This is a genomic window from Nocardia jiangsuensis, assembly GCF_042650385.1.
Taxonomy (GTDB): Bacteria; Actinomycetota; Actinomycetes; order Mycobacteriales; family Mycobacteriaceae; genus Nocardia; species Nocardia jiangsuensis.
Window position 1 is genome coordinate 210,693 of the sequence record NZ_JBHSAX010000014.1, and the last position, 19,520, is coordinate 230,212.

The window sequence follows — 19,520 nt, forward strand, 5'->3', positions numbered from 1 at the left end:
CCAGAGTTCTGGGATGGCGCAGGTCGGAGCGGTGCCGCAGACTGATTTCATGGCCAGAGGACTCACCGCCGCCCGCGTTCGACAGGATGTGGACGTCGTCGCGCGCGCCGGCCTCGACCTGGACACCTTCCTGGCGGAGGCCAGCGCCTCGGTGGCGCGGGCAGTGCCGTGGGTCAGCGCCTGCATCGCCACCCACGACCCGGTGACGCACATGCTCACCAGCGCCCGCAAATATGGTGACCTGCACAATCGCAACAGCCACGACGTCGAGTTCGGGGTGATCGAGTACGGCACGGTCGAGCCGACCGCCTTCACCGAGCTGGCCCGCGCCGAGGTGCCCGCGGCAGGCGTGCACCTGATGACCAACGGCGAGGTCGAGCGCTCCGGCCGGATGAGTTCCTTCATGAAGCCGCGCTTCGGCTACGCCGACGAGGCCAGGCTCGCCTTCCGCGACGGCAGCGAGGTGTGGGGCGCGATGGCGATCTTCCGCGGTGCCGAGGACGCGCCCTTCGACGCCGCCGAGATCGACTTCCTCGCCTCGCTGGCGGCGCCCTTCGCGCACGGCGTGCGCACCGGCATGCTGGCCCAGCTGGCCGAGGCGCGTCCGCCCGCAGCCGTCACCGGCCCGGCCGTGGTGATCGTCGGCGCGGATGACCAGATCGTGCAGATGAGCCTCGGCGCCGAGCAGCGCATCGCGGACCTCGATGCCGGCGCCAACAGCGGCGACCCGCTCTCCCCGATCGGCGCGCTGATCGGCGCCGCCCGCCGCTACGGCCGCGGCGAGACCACCGTGCCGCCGCGCTGTCGGCTGCGCACCGGCTCCGGGATGTGGCTGGTCCTGCACGCGGGGCCGCTGACCACCCGCGACGGCAGGCAGGGCGAGGTGGTGATCACCATCGAGGAGGCCCGCCCGCCGGAGATCGTCGCCATCGTGGTCGCCGCCTACGGCCTCTCGCCGCGCGAGCGCGACGTGGTGCAGCTGGTGCTGCAGGGCGTCGACACCAAGGAGATCGCGGGGACACTGCACCTCTCCACCTACACCGTGCAGGACCACCTGAAGTCGGTCTTCGACAAGGCCAACGTGCGGTCGCGGCGGGAGCTGATCTCGAAGGTGTACTTCGATCAGTACGTGCCGCGGATGGGCGCGGAGCTCTCGCCGACCGGGTGGTTCGTCGCCTAGTGGGTGTGCCACTCCGGGAACGGGTCGGCGTAGCGGCGCCACGCTCGCGGCCCGGTCGCGAACTCGGCGGCGGTGAGCAGCGCGCCGTCCAGTAGCCCGCGCAGCCGTTCGCGGTCGAGCCGGATGCCGATCAGTACGAGCTCCTGCCCGCTCGGCCCGGTCCCGGCCGGCTCGAAGACCAGGTTCGGCCCGGCCTGCGACCAGTGGGCGACCAGCTCCGGGCGGCTCGCGATCCAGCAGAAACCCTTGCTGCGCAGGATCCCCGTCAACTGCTCCAGCGCGGCGGCGAGCCGGCCGGGGTGGAACGGGCGGTCGGCGCGGTAGGTGAGGCTGCCGATGCCGTACTCCTCGGTCTCCGGGGTGTGCCCGCCCGCGAGTTCCTCGGCCCAGCCGTCGGTTTCGGCGGCGGCGAGCGGGTCGTAGCGGCCGGTGTCGAGCACCTCGGCCAGGTCGATGCCGCCGTGCGTGGCGCGGACCAGCCTGGCCCGCGGGTTCAGGCGGCGCAGGGTGGCCTCGACCGCGCCCGCCATGGCCGGGCTCACCAGGTCGGTCTTGCTGAGCACCAGGACGTCGGCGAATTCGACCTGGTCGATGAGCAGGTCGGCGATGCCGCGCTCGTCGCCGTCGGCGGCCTGCAGCGCACGGGATTCCAGCGAATCGCCGCGGGTGACCTCGGGCAGGAAGGTGGCGGCGTCCACCACGGTGACCATGGTGTCCAGCCGGGCCAGCTCGCCGAGCCGGAACCCGTCGTCGAACTCCCACTCGAAGCTCGCCGCCACCGGCATGGGCTCGGAGATCCCGGTGGACTCGATCACCACCTGGTCGAAGCGGCCCGCCCTGGCAAGCTCGCCGACCGCGGTGACCAGGTCCTCGCGCAGGGTGCAGCAGATGCAGCCGTTGGTCAGCTCGACCAGCTGCTCGTCGGTGCGCACGACGGCGGCGTCGATATTGATCTCGCTCATGTCGTTCACCACGACGGCGACGCGGCGGCCGTCCCGGTTGGCCAGGATGTGGTTGAGCAGCGTCGTCTTGCCCGCGCCGAGGAACCCGGAGAGAACGGTGACGGGGATGGTCATAAACTAATGGTAACCGTTTTCATTAATTGGCATCCCGTAGGGTTCCATCCCGTGAACTTGCTGCCCTTGCCCGGTGACGGGCAGACTCCGGTCCGCGTTCTCACGATCGCGGGCACCGACTCCGGCGGCGGTGCCGGGATCCAGGCCGACACCCGCACCATGGCGCTCTGCGGGGTGCACGCCTGCGTGGCGGTGGCCGCGGTGACGGTGCAGAACACGCTGGGGGTCAGCGGGTTCCACGAGATTCCGCCGGAGGTGGTCGCGGCGCAGGTGCGCACGGTGGTCGCCGATATCGGGGTCGGGGCGGCCAAGACCGGGATGCTCGCCTCCACCGCGATCATCGAGGCGGTGGCCGCGGTCTGCCGCGAGGTCGGGATCGGGCGGGACGCGGCGGTGCCGCTCGTGGTGGATCCGGTCGCCGCCTCCATGCACGGGGATCCGCTGCTGCACGCCGAGGCCCTGGATGCCGTGCGGCACACGCTGATTCCGCTCGCCACCCTGGTCACCCCGAACCTGGACGAGGTGCGGCTGCTCACCGGCATCGAGGTGGTCGACGACGCCACCGCGCGCGCGGCCGCCGAGGCGCTGCATGCGCTCGGGCCGCGCTGGGCCATCGTCAAGGGCGGGCATCTGCGCTCGTCGGCGAGCAGCAAGGATCTGCTCTTCGACGGGGAGCGGTTCCACGAGTTCAGCGCGGCGCGGATTCCCACCGGGAACGATCACGGGGGCGGAGACACGCTGGCCGCCGCCGTCGCCTGCGCTCTGGCGCACGGGTACGAGGTGCCGGAGGCGGTGGAGTTCGCCAAGGAGTGGACTCGGCGCTGCCTGGCGGCGGCCTACGATCTCGGGGCCGGGCACGGGCCGGTGTCGCCGCTCTGGCGGTTGCGAAGCGCGCCCGGCGCGTAGGCCGCACGAGCGCGCCCGATCCTGCCCGCGGCGCCCGATCCCGCCCGCGCGGCTGGCGTTTCCCGGCGGCGGGGCGCGGTGACGAGCCGCGGCCACGCGGGTGCGGTCGCGGTCCGGCGCCCGTGGTTCAGCCGTGTTCGACGGTGCCGCCCAGGGGTGCCTCGAGATCCAGCACGATCCCGTGCAGCCGCGAACCCGCCTCGACCAGCGCCGTGACGATCGTCCCGAGATAGATCACGAACCTCTCGACCGGCATGGGCGCGGGCTCGGCTCGATCGGCACCCAGCCACCAGTCGGTGGCCGAGGCGACCGCCCCGAACACCGAGTAGTTGACCAGCTCCAGCCCGGAGACGTCGAGCTCGGAGTCGCCGACCACGGCGGCGACCAGCTCCGCCGCCCAGCGGGCGGAGCGCCGGGCCGAGCGCAGCGCGCGCTCGGATTCACCCGCGTTCCTGGTGAAGTGGCTGTGCAGCAGGAACCGGAAGACATTCGGGTGCTGATCGACCACCAGCACATACTCGGTGACGGCCCGCCCGATCAGCACCCGGACCGGGTCGGCGGTCAGATCGGCGCCTGCCGCGATCCTGGTCCAGAGCAGCTCGCGCATCCGGTCGACGACGGCGTCGTAGAGATCGGTCTTGTCCTCGAAGTGCCGATACAGCTTGGGTTTGGCCGCCCCCGCCTCGCGGGCGATATCGCCCATGCTGACGCCGGGGCCGAGCGCGTCGAGCGCGCGGATCGCCGCGTCCACGAACTCCTCGCGCATGCGCACCCGATGCGCCCGCCAGCGTTCGGTGCGGGCGTCGACCCGGATGCTGCGCGTCATCCCCGCAGCCTACTTTTTTGCCGGTTCGGCACGGAAAGTGGCGGGACCGGAACGCGCGGCGGCAGCATGCGACCATGCACGATCACCACGCGGCCCCGCCCGCTGACATCTCCACCCGGGAGCACTGGGACACCTTCTACCGCGATCGTGACCAGGTCTGGAGCGGCAACCCGAACCCGATCCTGGTCCGCGAGGCCGGTGCGCTGCCACCGGGCACCGCGCTCGACCTCGGCTCCGGCGAGGGCGGTGACGCCATCTGGCTGGCCGGGCTCGGCTGGCGGGTGACCGCGGTCGACGTCTCGCAGGTCGCGCTGGACCGCGCCGCCGGGCACGCCGCCGCGGCCGGGGTCGGGGACCGCATCACCTGGGCCGCGCACGACCTGCACACCGACTTCCCCGCCGGGGAGTTCGACCTGGTCTCCGCGCAGTTCCTGCACTCGCAGACGGCGCAGCCGGGGGAGCGCGACGCCATCCTGCGCAGGGCGGCGGGTGCCGTCGCCGTCGGCGGGGCGCTGGTGATCGGCTCGCACCAGGGGTGGCCGAGCTGGATGGACGAGCCGCCCTTCGCGCACGAGTTCCCCACCCTGGAGCAGGTGCAGCAGGGGCTCGCGCTCGACGACGGCTGGCAGGTGGTGACCGCCGATCTGATCGAGCGGGACGCCCCCGGCCCAGAGGGGCAGCCGGGCACCCGCGCCGACAGCGTGCTGCACCTCCGCCGCCTGCGTTGAAAGCGGCACCCGCCCGCCGCGGGGCTGCGCGCTCGCAGGAACCTCACAGCCGCATCCCAGCCGGGTGGCAGCGGCGGCCACGAGTCTCGGACCCATGACCGAGACCGTGACCGCCGCACTGCCCGCGGATCGAAGCGTGACCACGGCGCACCCACCCGTGCTCGACGTGGTCATCCCCGTCTACAACGAGGAGGCCGACCTCGGCCGCTGCGTCCGCGGGCTGCACGCCCACCTGCGCACCGGCTTCCCCTTCCCGGCCCGCATCACCATCGCCGACAACGCCAGCACCGACGCCACCCTCGCGGTGGCCGATGCGCTCGCCGGCGACCTGGACGGCGTCCGCGTCGTGCACCTGGACCGCAGGGGCCGCGGCCGCGCCCTGCGCACGGTGTGGCAGAACTCCGACGCCCGCGTGGTCGCCTACATGGACGTCGACCTCTCCACCGACCTGAACGCCCTGCTCCCCCTGGTCGCACCGCTGGTCTCCGGCCACTCCGACCTGGCCATCGGCACCCGCCTGGCGGGCTCGTCGCGGGTGGTGCGCGGCCCGAGGCGCGAGTTCATCTCCCGCAGCTACAACCTGATCCTGCGCGCCTCCCTGCGCGCCCGCTTCTCCGACGCCCAGTGCGGCTTCAAGGCCATGCGCACCGAGGTGGCACGCAGGCTGCTTCCGCTGGTCGAGGACGGCGAGTGGTTCTTCGACACCGAACTGCTCGTGCTCGCCGAGCGCGCCGGGCTGCGCATCCACGAGGTCCCGGTGGACTGGATCGACGACCCGGACTCCCGGGTCGACATCGTCGACACCGCCCGCAAGGACCTGCTCGGCGTCTGGCGGGTCGGCCGCGGCCTCGCCTCCGGCGCGGTGCCGATCGAGGAGCTGCGCCGAGCCATCGGGCGCGAGCCGCTGGTGCCGCTCGGCATGGTCGGCCAGCTGGTGCGGTTCGCCGTGATCGGTGTGCTCAGCACCGCCGCCTACCTGGTGCTCTACCTGCTGCTGCAACCCGCGGTCGGCCCGCAGGGCGCCAACTTCGCCGCCCTGCTGCTCACCGCGGTCGGCAACACCGCCGCCAACCGCGCCTGGACCTTCGGCGTGCGCGGCTCGACCGGCATGGCGGCGCACCAGTTCCAGGGGCTGCTGATCTTCGCGCTCGGCCTCGCGCTGACCAGCGGCTCGCTCTCCGCCCTGCACCACTGGGCGCCCGGCGCCCCGATCGCGCTCGAACTCTTCGTCCTCGTGCTGGCCAATCTGCTCGCGACGCTGAGCAGGTTCGTCGGCCTGCGCTGGGTGTTCCGCGATGCCGGCGCCCGCCCGACCACCACCGGAGGAGCCCCGTGACCACCACCCTCGCCCCGCCCGCCGCCGAAGCGCCACCCGCTCCTTCTCGCCGATTCCGTTGGGAGCGAACCGCGCTGGGCGCACTGCTGCTCGGCACCCTCGTCGCCTACCTGATCAACCTCAGCGCCAACGGCTGGGCCAACAGCTTCTACTCCGCGGCCGTGCAGGCCGGCTCGGAGTCCTGGACCGCGTTCTTCTTCGGCTCGTCGGATGCCGCCAACTCGATCACCGTCGACAAGCCGCCCGCCTCGCTGTGGTTGATGGAGCTCTCGGTGCGGCTGTTCGGGTTGCACAGCTGGAGCATTCTGGTGCCGCAGGTACTGCTCGGCGTCGCCACCGTCGCGGTGGTGTACGCGGCGGTGCGCAGGCCGTTCGGGGCGGGGGCCGGGTTGCTCGCCGGGCTGGTGCTCGCGGTGACGCCGGTGGCGGTGCTCATGTTCCGGTTCAACAATCCGGATGCGCTGCTGGTGTTCCTGATGGCGGGGGCGGCGTATGCCGTGGTGCGGGCGGTCGAGGACGGGCGGACGCGGTGGCTGGTGCTGTGCGGTGCGCTCATCGGGTTCGGGTTCCTGGCGAAGCAGTTGCAGGTGTTGCTCGTGGTTCCGGGGTTGGCGCTGGTCTGTCTGTTCGCGGGGCCGCCCCGGCTGGGCAAGCGGGTGGTGCAGCTCTTCGCCGCGGGTGCGGCCATGGTTGTCGCCGCGGGGTGGTGGTTGCTGGCGGTCGAGCTGTGGCCCGCGGATTCGCGGCCGTGGATCGGGGGGTCGCAGGAGAATTCGATCCTGGAGTTGACGCTCGGATACAACGGGCTCGGGCGGTTGAACGGGGAGGAGACCGGGAGTGTCGGGGGCGGCGGTGGGGAGTTGCCCGCCGGGGGGAACGGGATGTGGGGCAGTACCGGTATCGGGCGGCTGTTCGAGGCGGCGCAGGGTGGGCAGATCGCGTGGCTCATTCCCGCCGCGCTGGTAACGCTAATTGCTGGAGTTCTGTTGCGCGGCAGGGCCGGTCGCGGTGATCGGCAGCGGGCCTCGCTGCTGCTGTGGGGTAGCTGGTTGCTGGTCACCGGGTTGGTGTTCAGCTTCATGGCGGGGATTTTTCACCAGTACTACACGGTGGCGCTTGCACCCGCGGTTGCGGCGCTGGCCGGGATCGGAGCGGTGCTCGCCTGGCGGAATCGTTTCCGCGGGTGGGTCCGCCTCGCGACCGCGCTCGGTCTCGCCCTCACCACCGCGACCACATGGATGCTGCTTTCCCGCAGCGCGGAGTTCCTACCCTGGCTGCGCTGGGCCGTGCTCGTCGCCGGTGTCGTCGCGACCGCGCTCGCACTCCTCGCCCTCCCCCGTCGCGCCGCCGTCGGCGCCGCACTGATCGCCGCCTTCGTCGCGCTCTCCGGCCCCGTCGCCTACAGCGTGCAGACGATCGGGACCGCCCACGCGGGTTCGATCCCGTCGGCCGGCCCGAACGTCGGCCGCGACATGGGCGGTCCGGGCGGAATGCGCGACGGGCGCGATGGTGGAGGCCATGGAGCCTTCCCCGGCGGCACCTTCCCCGGCGGCACCGCTCCGGGCGGCGTGGCGACCGGAACCGTGACCGGCGGCCCGGCCACCACCGGCACCGACGGCGCCCGCACGGGCGGCGGCACGATGGGCGGCCTCCTCGGCAGCTCCACCCCGACCCAGCAGGTCGTCGCCCTCCTGGAGAGCGACGCCGACTCCTACACCTGGGTCGCGGCGGCGGTCGGCTCGAACAGCGCCGCCGGCTTCCAGCTCGCCACCGAACTCCCGGTCATGCCCATCGGCGGCTTCAACGGCAGCGACCCGTCGCCCACGCTGGAGCAGTTCCAGGAGTACGTCCGGGACGGCAGGATCCACTACTTCATCGGCGGCAGCCGGGGCGGGCCCGGCGGCTCGAGCACCTCGGCCGGCTCCGAGATCGCCGCCTGGGTCGAGCAGAACTTCACCGCCACCGAAGTGGACGGCGTGACCCTGTACGACCTCACAGCCGAGTAACGACCACGTGCCCGGAGCGGCGACCCCGGACAGCACCCCGGCGCGACTCCCCGATGCGGCTCCCCCGGACGATGGACCCGCACGCCCGTCCACATCCGTCCCCAGGAGAGTCAGTGACCCCCTACCTCTTCCTCGCAGGCGCGATCGTCGCCGAGGTCTTCGCCACCAGCCTCCTCGGCAGCACCCAGGGCTTCTCCCGGCTGTGGCCGACGGTGGCGGTGCTGACCGGCTACGGGATCGCGTTCGCGATGCTCGCCCAGGCCATCGCCAGGGACATGCAGGTGGGGATCGCGTACGCGCTGTGGTCGGGGGTGGGCACGATCCTGATCGTCGGGATCGGGATCCTGTTCCTGAAGGAGCCGCTCACGGCGGCGAAGGTGGCCGGGGTGGCGCTGGTGGTGGCGGGGGTCGTGATCCTCAACCTTGCCGGGAGCCACTGAGGTAGTCGGCGCCGCCGATGTAGACGGTGTGGCCGTCGGGGTGGCCGGCGTCCAGTGCCTCCGCGACGGCGGCGCCGAACTCCTCGACGGTGGGCAGCGGGCCGCCCGCGCGCCGGGTGGCGACGGCATCCGGATCGCGGCGTTCGAGGAGCCGCACGATGATGGTGCCGTCGATCATGTCCCCGGACACCACGGTGAACCCGACCCCGCGCGCGGCGAACACGGGAATCAACGAGCGCAGCGCGTCCTCCCCGGCCCGCTTGCTCGCCGCCACCGGCGCGTAGTCGTCCGGCAGCGGGTGCCCGTCCCGCGAGAAGTGCGCCTGGTGACTGGTCACGAACACGATCCGCGACCCCGCGGGCATGAGCGGGAGTGCCGAGGTCGCCAGAGAGACCTGCGCGTCCCGGTTCAGCCGCATGGCGTAACCGGGATCGGCCCCGCGCTCCATCCCGCCGGACGCGTTCAGCACCAGCCCGTCCAACCGCCCGACCCGCGCCAGCAGCGCCTCGACCGCGGCCGGATCGGCCAGATCAGCGCACTCGGCCGCCGCACTCCCACCCGCGGCGCGAATCTCCTCGACCACGCCCTCCGCGCGTTTCCGCTTCTCCCGGTAGTTCACCAGCACGTGCGCCCCGGCGCGGCCGAGCTGCCGAGCGGTCTCCGCCCCGATCCCCCTCGACGCCCCGGTCACCAGCACGACCCGCTTCGCCATCGCTACCTCCGCTTCTGATTTCGAAGCAACTATGGTGCTTCGAAATGCGAAGCGCAAACCACGACGCCATCCTGGCCGCCATCGACCTGCTCGGGCAGCGCTGGATGCTGCGCGTGCTCTGGGAGCTGGAGCCGGGCCCGCTCGGCTTCCTCGAGCTGCGCAGACGCATGGGGAACTGCTCGTCCAGCGTGCTCTCCACCCGGCTGCAGCAACTGCAGGCCGCGGGGCTGGTGGAGAAGCACGGGACGCGCGGCAGCTACGGGCTCACGCCGACCGCGGGGCGGCGGCTCGGCGAGGCGCTGCAGCCGGTGTGGGACTGGGCCGAGGCCGAGGGCTGATCAGGCCAGCACCCACTGCGGCTCGGCGGCGGGCCGGTAGCGGTCGGTGACGTCACCGATCAGTCCGGGTTCGACGGTCAGCTTCCGGCACTCGTCGAAATCGAGTTCCGAGAGCCGGGTCCAGATGATGTCCGGGCTGAACGAGGACTCGTAGGCGTACACCCCGCGGCCCAGGTCGGCGAGGGTACGCCAGATCGTCGGCGCGATGTACGGGCGCTGCGGGTCCGGCGTGCCGAACGGCTGCGCGGCATTGCGCATGACGCTGAGCAGCGCGGCGTAGCCGCGGCCGGGGGTGCTGGCGGGGGGCAGCCGGTCCAGGTAGTACTCGGCCCGGACGAAGCGGTCGGCCGCCTCGGTGGTGCCGGGCAGCGGCTGGGTGCCACCGAACCCGGCGTAGCGGTTGCGCAGCTCGAGCTGCTGGTCGAAGGGCGGCGAGTTGGTCATCACGGTGTAGGCGCGATCGTGGTGCAGCCGGGGCTTGCCGTCCAGGTGCTCGATGACGAGCGAATCACCGCTCGCGTCGTCCAGCGCGAGGTGCACGGTGCCGAGCCGCCCGGAGCGCGGCTCGACCAGCGGAATCACCTGCATCGGCTCCTCGTCCAGCAGCCGCACGCACTCGGCGACCGTGGCGCAGCGATCGAGGAAGAGCTGCGGCCAGAGCGAGACGGCGAGCGCCGGCAACTCCGGAGCACGCTCCCCGAAGTCGGACTCCGCCAGCCAGAGCACGTGCGCGGCGAGCCCGCGCTCGTTGATCCCGTCGGTACTCGCGCCATCCCAGACGGTGGTGACCACGCTCCCGTAGGTCGCCGTCCAGCGCAGCGGATTCGGGTCGCTGCCATGGCCGGTGCGCACTGCCCCCCGCGGCAGCGACCAGAGGTTGGTGTCCATCTCCTCGGGCCAGTCCATATTCCGCCCGACCAGTACGCCCTGCTCGCTAGCCGTCCACATCGCCCGTGTGCACATGCGCCCTCCTCGCGCTCAGCTATCGTTGAGTTACCTGGAGGGCATGCTACTGCGGATCAGCCGTGCAGCGCGGTATGCAGCGTCGCGGCCCACTGCTGCACGATCAGCTTGCGCCGCACCGAGTCGTCGGTGAGGACATCGGCCAGCCCGAGCCCGCGGGCCAGATCCAGGGTGGCCTGGACCAGGTGGTGCGCCACCGGGTCGGAGTCGTCGACCCCGAGCGCCTCGACCGCGCGCCGGTGCGACACCCGGCCGAACTTCGCCTCCAGCGGGACGATGCGCTGGCTGAGCGCCGGGTCGGCGGCGGCGTGCGTCCACACCTGCAGCGCCGCCTTGAAGAGCGGGCTGGTGTAGGACTCGACCAGCCCGGAGACCACCGCCTCGGTGCGCGCGACCCCGGAGGTGGCGGCGAGCGACGCCGCCTCCTCCGTCGCCTGGCCGTTGCGGACGTCGAACATGTACTCGAGCGCGGCGGTGATCAGGTCCTCGCGGGTCGGGAAGTGGTGCTGTGCCGCACCGCGCGAGACCCCGGCACGCTCCGCGACCACCGCGACCGTCGCTGCGGCCCAGCCGAATTCGGCCAGACAGTCGATCGTCGCCTCGAGCAAACGCTGCCGCGTGGCGCGGCTGCGGTCCTGCTTGGGTTCGTGCGGAGTCACCATGCGCTCATTCTGCCCAGGAGGGCGGGCGGCGCTGCAGGAAGGCCGTCATCCCCTCGCGCACCTGGGCGGTGCCGAAGAAGCTCGCCGAGCGCTCGGCGAGCTCCTCGGCCCGCAGGTCGAAACCGGCCAGGATATCGGCATTGACCAGGCGTTTCGCCTCGGCCAGGCCCTGCGGTGCGCCCCTGCGCAGGTCGGCGCGCAGCCGGGCGATCTCGGCGCCGGGATCCTCGGCGGCAACGGTCACCAATCCGATCGCCGCCGCGACCTCAGGACCGAACTTCTCGCCGGTCAGGTAGTACCGGCCCGCGGCGCGCTGATCCAGCCGGGGCAGCAGGGTCAGCGAGATCATGAACGGCGCGAGCCCGATTCGCACCTCGGTGAGCGCGAAGCTGCTGCCCGGGCCTGCCACCACGAGGTCGCAGCCTGCCACGATGCCCATGCCGCCTGCCCGGACATTGCCGTCGATCCTGGCCAGCACCGGCTTGGGGATCTCGACCAGCCTGCGCAGCACCCCGATCATGGCGCGGGTGCGCTGATCCGCCGCGACCGCCGGATCGGCGTCGCTCGCCTCGCTGAGATCCGCACCGGCGCAGAAGGTGTTGCCGGTGTGGGCGAGCACGATGCCGCGCACGGCGTCGTCGGCGGCGGCAGTGTCCAGCCCGGCGAGCAGCTCGGCGACGAGCCTGCTGGAGAGCGCGTTCCGGTTGTGCGGCGAGTCGAGGGTGAGCGTGGCGAAGCCGTCGCCCACCTCGTAGCGCACCAGCGGCTCGGCCATCAGTACGACTTCGGCAGGCCCAGCGAGTGCTGGGCGACGAAGTTGAGCACCATCTCCCGGCTCACCGGCGCGATCCGCGCGATCCGGGCCGCGGCCAGCATGGAGGCCAGCCCGACCTCCTTGGTTAGCCCGGCGCCGCCGTGCGTCTGCACCGCCTGGTCCAGCGCCTTGATGCTGGCCTCGCCCGCGGCGTACTTGGCCATGTTGGCGGCCTCGGCGGCGCCCATCTCGTCGCCGGTGTCGTAGAGCACGGCGGCCTTCTGCATCATCAGCTTGGCCAGCTCGACCTCGACCTTGGCCTGCGCCAGCGGGTGCGCGATGCCCTGGTGCGCGCCGATCGGGGTCTTCCACACGGTGCGCTCGCGGGCGTACGCGACAGCCCGGTCCAGGGCGTAGCGGCCCATGCCGACGGCCATCGCGGCGCCCATGATGCGCTCCGGGTTGAGCCCGGCGAAGAGCTGCATGAGCGCGGCGTCCTCGCTGCCGACCAGCGCGGTCGCGGGCAGCCGGACATCGTCGAGGAAGAGCGTGAACTGGGTGTCCGGCTCGATGATGTCCATCTCCTGCGCCGTCTTCTCGAAGCCGGGGGCGTCGGTGGGGACGATGAAGAGCGCGGGCTTGAGCTTGCCGGTCCTGTGGTCCTCGGTGCGGGCCACGATCAGCACCGCCTCGGCCTGGTCGACGCCGGAGATGTAGACCTTGCGGCCGTTCAGGATCCAGTCGCCGCCGTCCCGGCGCGCGGTGGTGGTGATCTGGTGCGAGTTGGAGCCCGCGTCCGGCTCGGTGATGCCGAAGACCATCGTCGCGGAGCCGTCGGCGAGCTTGGTCAGCCACTCCCGCTTCTGCTCCTCGGTGCCGTACCGGGTGATGATGGTGCCGCAGATGGCGGGCGAGACCACCATGAGCAGCAGCCCGGCGCCCTGCGCGGCGAGCTCCTCCATCACCAGCGCGAGCTCGTACATGCCCGCCCCGCCGCCGCCGTACTCCTCCGGCAGGTTCACGCCGAGGAACCCGAGCTTGCCCGCCTCGTCCCAGAGTTCACGCAGCGGTTCGTGGTTGCGCGCCTTCGGCAGCACGTAGTCCAGGTACGGGTACTTGCTCGCGAGCGCGGCGACGGCCTGGCGCAGCGACTTCTGCTCGTCGGTCTCGATGAAACTCATGCGTTCTCCTGAGAAGTTGCTGCTTCCGCGGCATCCTGCACGACCGCGAGGACGGTGCCGACATCGACCTGATCGCCGACGCCGACGTGCACGGCGCTGAGCACGCCGTCGGCCGGGGCCGCGATGGTGTGCTCCATCTTCATGGCCTCCAGCCAGAGAATCGGGGTGCCAGCGGTGACCGCGGCACCCACCTCGGCGCCGAGCCGGATCACGGTGCCCGGCATGGGGGCGAGCAGCGAGCCGGTGGCCACCAGGTCGGCGGGGTCGGTGAAGCGCGGCAGTCTGCGCAGCGCCACCGGGCCGAGCGGGGAGTCCACCGCGACCAGGTCGCCGTACCTGGCGATGGCGAACTGCCTGCGCACCGGCCCGCGCTCGCCCGGCACCGCGAGCACCACCCGGTCCGGGGCGGCCTCGAGCACCGCCAGCCCGTCGTGGCCGTCCACCGCGATCACCCCGCGGGTGACCAGGTAGCCGATCTCGTGCACGGCGCCGTCCCTGCCGTCGAACCGCTTGACCGTCGACTGCGACGGCAGGTTGCGCCAGCCGCTCGGCAGCCCCGGCACCACCCGGGCGGCCGCGCGGTTGGCGGCAGCGTCGGCCAGCGCGGCGGCGACGGCGGAGAGCTCGGTGCCCTCGGCGTCGGTGAGTGGCGCCGCGAGTGCGGCGAGGCCGTGCGTGGCGAAGAAGGCGGTGTCGGTGTCGCCTGCCAGGAAGGCCGGGTGCCGCAGCACCCGGACCAGCAGGTCGCGATTGGTCACCAGGCCGTGCAGCTGCGCGCGCCGCAGGGCGTCGGCGAGCAGCCGGGCGGCCTCGGCCCGGGTCTCGCCGACCGAGATGACCTTGGCCAGCATGGGGTCGTAGTGCACGCCGACGACCGAGCCGTCGACCACGCCGGTGTCGAGCCGGATGCCGGAGCGGGCGGGGAGGTCGAACTCGGCGAGCACGCCGGGGATCGCGATCCGGTGCACGGTGCCGCTCTGCGGCTGCCAGTCCTGCGCCGGGTCCTCGGCGTAGAGCCGGACCTCGATGGAGTGGCCGCGCTGGGCGGGCGGTTCGGCGGGCAGCGCCGCGCCGTCGGCGATCGCGAGCTGCCAGCGGACCAGGTCCAGCCCGGTGGTGCACTCGGTGACCGGGTGCTCGACCTGCAGCCGGGTGTTCATCTCCAGGAAGAAGAAGTCGCCGCGCTCGTCGGCGAGGAACTCGACGGTGCCCGCACCGGTGTAGCCGATCGCCTCGGCGGCGAGCACGGCCGCCGCGAAGAGTCGCGCCCGCATCCCGTCCACCCGCTCGACCAGCGGCGACGGCGCCTCCTCGACCACCTTCTGGTGCCTGCGCTGGATTGAGCACTCGCGCTCGCCGACCGCCCACACGGTGCCGTGCGTGTCGGCCAGCACCTGCACCTCGATGTGCCTGCCGGTCTCCAGGTAGCGCTCGCAGAAGACGGTGGGGTCGCCGAAGGCGGACTGCGCCTCGCGGCGCGCCCCCTCGAGCTGCGGCTCCAGCTCCGCCAGCTCGCGGACGACCCGCATGCCGCGGCCTCCGCCGCCCGCCGACGCCTTGATCAGCACCGGCAGTTGCTCCGCGGTGACCTCCGCCGGGTCCAGCTCGGCGAGGACCGGGACGCCCGCCGCGTCCATCATCTTCTTCGCCGCGACCTTGGAGCCCATCTGCTCGATCGACTCGACCGGCGGGCCGATCCAGGTCAGCCCGGCAGCCTGAACCGCGCGGGCGAACCCGGCGTTCTCCGAGAGGAACCCGTAGCCCGGGTGCACCGCGCCCGCGCCGGCGGCGAGCGCGGCCTCGATGACGAGGTCACCGCGCAGGTACGTCTCGCCGGGGGTGTTGCCCGGCAGCCGGACGGCAGCGTCGGCCTCCGCCACGTGCGGGGAGGCCGCGTCGGCGTCGGAGTACACCGCGACGGTGCCGAGCCCCATCCGGCGGCACGTCGCGAAGACCCGCCGCGCGATCTCGCCGCGATTGGCGACGAGAACTGTTTCGACAGTCATGAATTCGCCCCTACATCCGGAAGACGCCGAAGCCCGCGGCGCCCTCGATCGGTGCGGTGTGCACGGCGGAGAGCGCCATGCCGAGCACGGTGCGGGTATCGCGCGGGTCGATCACGCCGTCGTCGTAGAGCCGCCCGGACATGAACATGGCCAGCGACTCCGCCTCGATCTGTGCCTCGATCATGGCCCGCATCCCGGCATCGGCCTCCTCGTCGAAGCCCTGCCCGCGCGCCTCGGCGGCGGCACGGCCGACGATGGAGATGACCCCGGCCAGCTGCGCCCCGCCCATGACCGCGGATTTCGCGCTCGGCCAGGCGAAGACGAAGCGCGGGTCGTAGGCGCGCCCGCACATGCCGTAGTGCCCGGCCCCGTAGGAGGCGCCCATGAGCAGCGAGATGTGCGGCACCGTCGAGTTGGAGACGGCGTTGATCATCATCGAGCCGTGCTTGATGATGCCCTTCTGCTCGTACTCCTTGCCGACCATGTAGCCGGTGGTGTTGTGCAGGAAGAGCAACGGCGTGTTGCTCCGATTGGCGAGCTGGATGAACTGGGTCGCCTTCTGCGACTCCTCGGAGAAGAGCACGCCGCGCGCGTTCGCCAGGATGCCGACCGGGTAGCCGTGCAGCTCGGCCCAGCCGGTGACCAGGCTGGAACCGTAGAGCGGTTTGAACTCGTCGAATTCGGAGCCGTCCACGATCCGGGCGATCACCTCGCGCGGGTCGAACGGGATCTTGAGGTCGGGCGGGACGATGCCGAGCAGTTCTTCGGGGTCGAAGAGCGGTTCGAGCACCGCGGCGCGCGGCGCGGGCCCCTGCTTGCGCCAGTTCAGCCGCCGGACGATGGCGCGCCCGATCCGGATGGCGTCCTGCTCGTCCACCGCGTAGTAGTCGGCCAGCCCGGAGACCCTGGCGTGCATGTCCGCGCCGCCGAGCGATTCGTCGTCGGACTCCTCGCCGGTCGCCATCTTGACCAGCGGCGGACCGCCGAGGAAGACCTTGGAGCGCTCCTTGATCATGACCACGTGGTCGGACATGCCGGGGATGTACGCTCCGCCCGCCGTCGAGTTGCCGAAGACCAGCGCGATGGTGGGGATGCCCGCCGCAGAGGCGCGGGTGAGGTCGCGGAACATGCGCCCGCCGGGGACGAAGACCTCCTTCTGCGTCGGCAGGTCCGCGCCGCCGGACTCGACCAGCGAGATCACCGGCAGCCGGTTCTCCCGCACGATGTCGTTGACGCGCAGCGTCTTCCGCAGGGTCCACGGGTTGGATGTGCCGCCGCGCACGGTCGGGTCAGGGGCGACGATCATGCACTCGACGCCCTCGACAACGCCGATCCCGCAGACGGTGCTGCCGCCCACGTGGAACTCGCTGCCCCAGCCCGCCAGCGCGCAGAGCTCCAGGAACGGCGAGTCCTCGTCGACGAGCAGCTCGATGCGCTCGCGCGCGGTCAGCTTGCCGCGTTTGCGGTGCCTGGCCAGCTTGTCCGGCCCGCCGCCGGCGACGGCCTTGGCGAACTCCGCCTCCACCTCGGTCAGCTTGGTGCTCATGGCCTCGGCGGCGGCCAGGTACTCCGGCGCGGCGGTGTCGACGGCGCTGCGCAGCACGGTCATGACTGGTACCCCAATCGCTTCGCGGCCAGTGCGGTGAGGATCTCGGTGGTGCCACCGCCGATACCGAGGATGCGGATATCACGGTACTGCCGCTCGACCTCGGCCTCGCGCATGTAGCCGAGCCCGCCGAAGAGCTGAACGGCCTGGTTGGCGACCCACTCGCCGGCCTCGACGGCGGTGTTCTTGGCGAAGCAGACCTCGGCGATCAGGTCGGTCTCGCCCGCGGCGGCCCGCTCGACCACGTGCCGGGTGTAGACCCGGGCGACGTCGGTCCGGCGGGCCATCTCGGCCAGCGTGTTCTGCACCGCCTGCCTGCTGATCAGCGGCCGGCCGAAGGTCTCCCGGTCGCGGCACCACTGGAGGGTCAGGTCGAGGCAGCGCTGCGCCTGGCTGTAGGCCTGCGCCGCCAGCCCGGCCCGCTCGCTCACGAAGGCCTGCGCGATCTGGGCGAAGCCGCTGTTCTCCGGCCCGACCAGGTTGCGCACCGGCACCCGGACGTCCACGTAGGAGAGTTCGGCGGTGTCCGAGGCGCGCCAGCCCATCTTGTCCAGCTTGCGGCTCACCGTGAAGCCGGGCGCCCCCTTCTCGACCACGAGCAGCGAGACACCGCCCGCGCCCGGCCCGCCGGTACGCACCGCGGTGACCACGAAGTCGGCGCGGCAGCCGGAGGTGATGTAGGTCTTGGCGCCGTTGACGACGTAGTGGTCGCCGTCGCGGACCGCGGTGGTGGTCAGGTGCCCGACATCGGAGCCGCCGCCCGGCTCGGTGATGGCGAGCGAGCCGATCAGCTCACCGGCCAGCGTCGGCCGCACCCAGCGCTCGAGCTGCTCCGGATCACCGGCCGCGGCCAGGTGCGGCACCGCGATCCCGCAGGTGAAGAGCGAGGCGAAGAGCCCGCCGGAGCCGCCCGCGTAGTGCATCTCCTCGCAGACCAGCGCGGCGTCGATGCCGTCGCCGCCCGCGCCGCCGACCGCCTCGGGGAACTGGATGCCGAGCAGTCCGAGCGCGCCCGCCTTCTTGTGCAGCTCGCGCGGGATCTCGCCGTCGCGCTCCCACTCGTCGAGGAACGGGAGCACCTCGCGCTCGACGAAGCCGCGGACGGTGGCGCGCAGCTCGCGCCGCTCCGGGCTGGACCAGGGATCGTTCACAGCAGCTCCGTGGGGATCTCGACGTGCCGGGACCGCAGCCATTCGCCGAGCCCCTTCGCCTGGGGGTCGAATCGGGCCTGGTAGGCGACGCCCTTGCCGAGCAGGCCGTGGATGACGAAGTTCAGCGCGCGCAGGTTGGGCAGGACGGTCCTGGTGATCGGCAGCTCCGCCGCCTCCGGGAGCAGGGTGCGCAGCGCGTCGACGGTGAGCGTGTGCGCCAGCCAGCGCCACTGCGCGTCGGTGCGCACCCAGACGCCGACATTGGCATTGCCGCCCTTGTCGCCGCTGCGCGCCAGCGCGATCGTGCCGAGCGGGAGCGTTTCGCTGCCGGTTGCCTCGAGCGGATCCGGCAGCTCGGGTTCGGCGAGCTCGAGCAGGTCGCGGGTGGCTCTCGGCGCCCCGATCCGCACCACCGCGCCGTCCGGCAGGACCGCGGTGTGCCTGACCGCGTCGGCGGGCACGTACCCCGGCGTGAAGACGCCGTAGGGCGCGCCGTTGCCGGGCGGGGAGGTGAGGGTGAAACCGGGGTAGCTCGCCAGCGCCAGCTCCACCGCGACGGCGGAGAAGGCGCGGCCGACCCGGTTCGGGTCGGGGTCGCGGACCACGCAGCGCAGCAGCGCGGAGGCGCGCTCCTCGGTGTCGGCGTCCGGGCGGTCCAGCCGGGCCAGTGACCACTCCAGCTCGGCCGGGCGGGTGGGCAGCCAGGACTCCAGCTGCTTCCTCGTGAGCTCCGCCTTGGCCTCGATCTCCAGCCCGGTGAGGACGAAGGTCATCTCGTTGCGGAAGCCGTCGAGGGTGTTCAGCGAGACCTTGGCGGTCGGCGGCGGCGCCTCGCCGCGCACGTTGTCGATCCGCACCCGGTCCGGGCCCGCCGCGCTGAGCCGGATGCTGTCCAGCCGGGCGGTGACGTCCGGCCCGGCGTAGCGGGCACCCTGGATCTCGTACACGAGCTGCGCCGCGACGGTGTCGACGGTGACGGCGCCGCCGGTTCCGGGGTGCTTGGTGATCACGCTGCTCCCGTCCCGGCGCAGCTCGGCGATCGGGAAACCGGGGCGGCCCAGGTCCGCGATCTCGGTGAAGAAGGCGAAGTTGCCCCCGGTCGCCTGGGTGCCGCACTCGATCACGTGGCCGGCCACCACCGCGCCCGCCAGCGCGTCGTAGTCGTCCGCGGCCCAGCCGAAGTGCGCCGCCGCCGGACCGGCGACCAGCGCGGCGTCGGTGACCCGGCCGGTGACCACGATGTCCGCGCCGGCCTGCAGACACTCGGCGATGCCCCAGGCGCCCAGGTAGGCATTGGCGGTGAGCGGGGCGCCGAGGCCGAGTTCGGCGGCCCGCTCGAGCAGGTCGTCGCCGGTGACGTAGGCGATCTTCGGCCGCAGGCCGAGCTGCTCCGCGACCGCGCGCAGTTTCTCCGCGAGCCCGGCCGGGTTCAGCCCGCCGGCATTGGCGACCAGCGTGACGTGCCGGTCCATGGCGAGCCCGAGGCAGTCCTCGACCTGGCGCAGGAAGGTCTTGGCGTAGCCGAGCGCGGGGTCCTTCATCCGGTCCCTGCCCAGGATGAGCATGGTGAGCTCGGCCAGGTAGTCGCCGGTGAGGACGTCGAGTTCGCCCCCCTCCAGCATCTCCCGCATGGCGACGGCGCGGTCACC

Annotated in this window: 18 protein-coding genes; 7 read left to right on the top strand and 11 right to left on the bottom strand. The window is 72.3% G+C overall.

Going from position 1 to position 19,520, the window contains the following annotated elements:
• Positions 1-49 precede the first annotated feature (49 nt).
• On the top strand, positions 50-1,180 hold the full coding sequence (locus ACFO0B_RS15265; protein ID WP_378613092.1) for a helix-turn-helix transcriptional regulator: 1,131 nt from the start codon (positions 50-52) through the stop codon (positions 1,178-1,180).
• On the opposite strand, the gene ACFO0B_RS15270 is transcribed toward ACFO0B_RS15265, so the two are convergent.
• Positions 1,177-2,256: a GTP-binding protein gene (locus tag ACFO0B_RS15270; protein WP_378613093.1), complete on the bottom strand. Its 1,080-nt coding sequence runs from the start codon at positions 2,254-2,256 to the stop codon at positions 1,177-1,179. The two genes, ACFO0B_RS15265 and ACFO0B_RS15270, sit on opposite strands and share 4 nt — an antisense overlap.
• 51 nt (positions 2,257-2,307) lie before the next feature.
• Between ACFO0B_RS15270 and thiD the strand changes: the two genes are divergently transcribed.
• On the top strand, positions 2,308-3,162 hold the full coding sequence (thiD, locus tag ACFO0B_RS15275; protein ID WP_378613094.1) for a bifunctional hydroxymethylpyrimidine kinase/phosphomethylpyrimidine kinase: 855 nt from the start codon (positions 2,308-2,310) through the stop codon (positions 3,160-3,162).
• A 127-nt stretch (positions 3,163-3,289) separates the two neighbouring features.
• On the opposite strand, the gene ACFO0B_RS15280 is transcribed toward thiD, so the two are convergent.
• Positions 3,290-3,988, bottom strand: a complete 699-nt coding sequence (locus ACFO0B_RS15280) for a TetR/AcrR family transcriptional regulator (protein ID WP_378613095.1) — start codon at positions 3,986-3,988, stop codon at positions 3,290-3,292.
• 74 nt (positions 3,989-4,062) lie between these two features.
• Here ACFO0B_RS15280 and ACFO0B_RS15285 point away from each other — a divergent pair, with 74 nt between their 5' ends.
• The 4 genes from ACFO0B_RS15285 to ACFO0B_RS15300 all read left to right on the top strand — a co-directional run bounded on the left by ACFO0B_RS15285 (position 4,063) and on the right by ACFO0B_RS15300 (position 8,498).
• Positions 4,063-4,716, top strand: a complete 654-nt coding sequence (locus tag ACFO0B_RS15285) for a class I SAM-dependent methyltransferase (protein WP_378613096.1) — start codon at positions 4,063-4,065, stop codon at positions 4,714-4,716.
• A gap of 94 nt (positions 4,717-4,810) precedes the next feature.
• Positions 4,811-6,052, top strand: coding sequence for a glycosyltransferase (locus ACFO0B_RS15290; protein WP_378613097.1), 1,242 nt, complete (start codon positions 4,811-4,813; stop codon positions 6,050-6,052).
• On the top strand, positions 6,049-8,058 hold the full coding sequence (locus ACFO0B_RS15295) for a glycosyltransferase family 39 protein (RefSeq protein WP_378613098.1): 2,010 nt from the start codon (positions 6,049-6,051) through the stop codon (positions 8,056-8,058). The genes ACFO0B_RS15290 and ACFO0B_RS15295 overlap by 4 nt, the downstream gene beginning before the upstream one ends.
• A gap of 71 nt (positions 8,059-8,129) precedes the next feature.
• On the top strand, positions 8,130-8,498 hold the full coding sequence (locus ACFO0B_RS15300; RefSeq protein WP_378613099.1) for a DMT family transporter: 369 nt from the start codon (positions 8,130-8,132) through the stop codon (positions 8,496-8,498).
• Here the strand turns inward: ACFO0B_RS15300 and ACFO0B_RS15305 are convergent.
• Complete coding sequence (locus ACFO0B_RS15305; protein ID WP_378613100.1) at positions 8,476-9,210, bottom strand: SDR family oxidoreductase; 735 nt, start codon at positions 9,208-9,210, stop codon at positions 8,476-8,478. The two genes, ACFO0B_RS15300 and ACFO0B_RS15305, sit on opposite strands and share 23 nt — an antisense overlap.
• Before the next feature lie 44 nt (positions 9,211-9,254).
• On the opposite strand from ACFO0B_RS15305, the gene ACFO0B_RS15310 reads away from it, so the two are divergent.
• Positions 9,255-9,548, top strand: a complete 294-nt coding sequence (locus ACFO0B_RS15310) for a winged helix-turn-helix transcriptional regulator (RefSeq protein ID WP_233020859.1) — start codon at positions 9,255-9,257, stop codon at positions 9,546-9,548.
• On the opposite strand, the gene ACFO0B_RS15315 is transcribed toward ACFO0B_RS15310, so the two are convergent.
• The 8 genes from ACFO0B_RS15315 to ACFO0B_RS15350 are packed head-to-tail and all read right to left on the bottom strand — an operon-like array spanning position 9,549 to position 19,502.
• Positions 9,549-10,511: a linear amide C-N hydrolase gene (locus tag ACFO0B_RS15315; RefSeq protein WP_378613101.1), complete on the bottom strand. Its 963-nt coding sequence runs from the start codon at positions 10,509-10,511 to the stop codon at positions 9,549-9,551. It abuts the gene before it with no gap.
• Positions 10,512-10,567: 56 nt separating this feature from the next.
• Positions 10,568-11,173: a TetR/AcrR family transcriptional regulator gene (locus tag ACFO0B_RS15320; protein ID WP_233020861.1), complete on the bottom strand. Its 606-nt coding sequence runs from the start codon at positions 11,171-11,173 to the stop codon at positions 10,568-10,570.
• 4 nt (positions 11,174-11,177) lie between these two features.
• A complete protein-coding gene (locus ACFO0B_RS15325) occupies positions 11,178-11,948 on the bottom strand; it encodes an enoyl-CoA hydratase family protein (protein ID WP_378613102.1) in 771 nt (256 codons plus the stop codon).
• The gene (locus tag ACFO0B_RS15330; protein WP_378613103.1) at positions 11,948-13,108 is read right to left on the bottom strand and encodes an acyl-CoA dehydrogenase family protein; all 1,161 of its coding nucleotides are present in this window, start codon (positions 13,106-13,108) and stop codon (positions 11,948-11,950) included. The genes ACFO0B_RS15325 and ACFO0B_RS15330 overlap by 1 nt, the downstream gene beginning before the upstream one ends.
• Entirely contained in the window at positions 13,105-15,114 is a 2,010-nt protein-coding gene (locus ACFO0B_RS15335) for an acetyl/propionyl/methylcrotonyl-CoA carboxylase subunit alpha (protein WP_378613104.1), read from the bottom strand. The genes ACFO0B_RS15330 and ACFO0B_RS15335 overlap by 4 nt, the downstream gene beginning before the upstream one ends.
• A 10-nt stretch (positions 15,115-15,124) precedes the next feature.
• Positions 15,125-16,723: an acyl-CoA carboxylase subunit beta gene (locus ACFO0B_RS15340; protein ID WP_378613106.1), complete on the bottom strand. Its 1,599-nt coding sequence runs from the start codon at positions 16,721-16,723 to the stop codon at positions 15,125-15,127.
• The gene (locus tag ACFO0B_RS15345) at positions 16,720-17,871 is read right to left on the bottom strand and encodes an acyl-CoA dehydrogenase family protein (RefSeq protein ID WP_378613107.1); all 1,152 of its coding nucleotides are present in this window, start codon (positions 17,869-17,871) and stop codon (positions 16,720-16,722) included. The genes ACFO0B_RS15340 and ACFO0B_RS15345 overlap by 4 nt, the downstream gene beginning before the upstream one ends.
• The gene (locus ACFO0B_RS15350; protein WP_378613813.1) at positions 17,868-19,502 is read right to left on the bottom strand and encodes an acyclic terpene utilization AtuA family protein; all 1,635 of its coding nucleotides are present in this window, start codon (positions 19,500-19,502) and stop codon (positions 17,868-17,870) included. The genes ACFO0B_RS15345 and ACFO0B_RS15350 overlap by 4 nt, the downstream gene beginning before the upstream one ends.
• Between the last annotated feature and the right edge of the window lie 18 nt (positions 19,503-19,520).

What these genes read in the sequence shown, in the direction of transcription:
- ACFO0B_RS15265 (WP_378613092.1), top strand. Translation starts at nt 50, where the DNA reads ATGGCCAGAGGACTCACCGCCGCCCGCGTTCGACAGGATGTGGACGTC.
- ACFO0B_RS15270 (WP_378613093.1), bottom strand. Translation starts at nt 2,256, where the DNA reads ATGACCATCCCCGTCACCGTTCTCTCCGGGTTCCTCGGCGCGGGCAAG.
- ACFO0B_RS15280 (WP_378613095.1), bottom strand. Translation starts at nt 3,988, where the DNA reads ATGACGCGCAGCATCCGGGTCGACGCCCGCACCGAACGCTGGCGGGCG.
- ACFO0B_RS15285 (WP_378613096.1), top strand. Translation starts at nt 4,063, where the DNA reads ATGCACGATCACCACGCGGCCCCGCCCGCTGACATCTCCACCCGGGAG.
- ACFO0B_RS15290 (WP_378613097.1), top strand. Translation starts at nt 4,811, where the DNA reads ATGACCGAGACCGTGACCGCCGCACTGCCCGCGGATCGAAGCGTGACC.
- ACFO0B_RS15300 (WP_378613099.1), top strand. Translation starts at nt 8,130, where the DNA reads ATGGACCCGCACGCCCGTCCACATCCGTCCCCAGGAGAGTCAGTGACC.
- ACFO0B_RS15305 (WP_378613100.1), bottom strand. Translation starts at nt 9,210, where the DNA reads ATGGCGAAGCGGGTCGTGCTGGTGACCGGGGCGTCGAGGGGGATCGGG.
- ACFO0B_RS15310 (WP_233020859.1), top strand. Translation starts at nt 9,255, where the DNA reads ATGCGAAGCGCAAACCACGACGCCATCCTGGCCGCCATCGACCTGCTC.
- ACFO0B_RS15315 (WP_378613101.1), bottom strand. Translation starts at nt 10,511, where the DNA reads ATGTGCACACGGGCGATGTGGACGGCTAGCGAGCAGGGCGTACTGGTC.
- ACFO0B_RS15320 (WP_233020861.1), bottom strand. Translation starts at nt 11,173, where the DNA reads ATGGTGACTCCGCACGAACCCAAGCAGGACCGCAGCCGCGCCACGCGG.
- ACFO0B_RS15325 (WP_378613102.1), bottom strand. Translation starts at nt 11,948, where the DNA reads ATGGCCGAGCCGCTGGTGCGCTACGAGGTGGGCGACGGCTTCGCCACG.
- ACFO0B_RS15330 (WP_378613103.1), bottom strand. Translation starts at nt 13,108, where the DNA reads ATGAGTTTCATCGAGACCGACGAGCAGAAGTCGCTGCGCCAGGCCGTC.
- ACFO0B_RS15335 (WP_378613104.1), bottom strand. Translation starts at nt 15,114, where the DNA reads ATGACTGTCGAAACAGTTCTCGTCGCCAATCGCGGCGAGATCGCGCGG.
- ACFO0B_RS15340 (WP_378613106.1), bottom strand. Translation starts at nt 16,723, where the DNA reads ATGACCGTGCTGCGCAGCGCCGTCGACACCGCCGCGCCGGAGTACCTG.
- ACFO0B_RS15350 (WP_378613813.1), bottom strand. Translation starts at nt 19,502, where the DNA reads ATGCGGGAGATGCTGGAGGGGGGCGAACTCGACGTCCTCACCGGCGAC.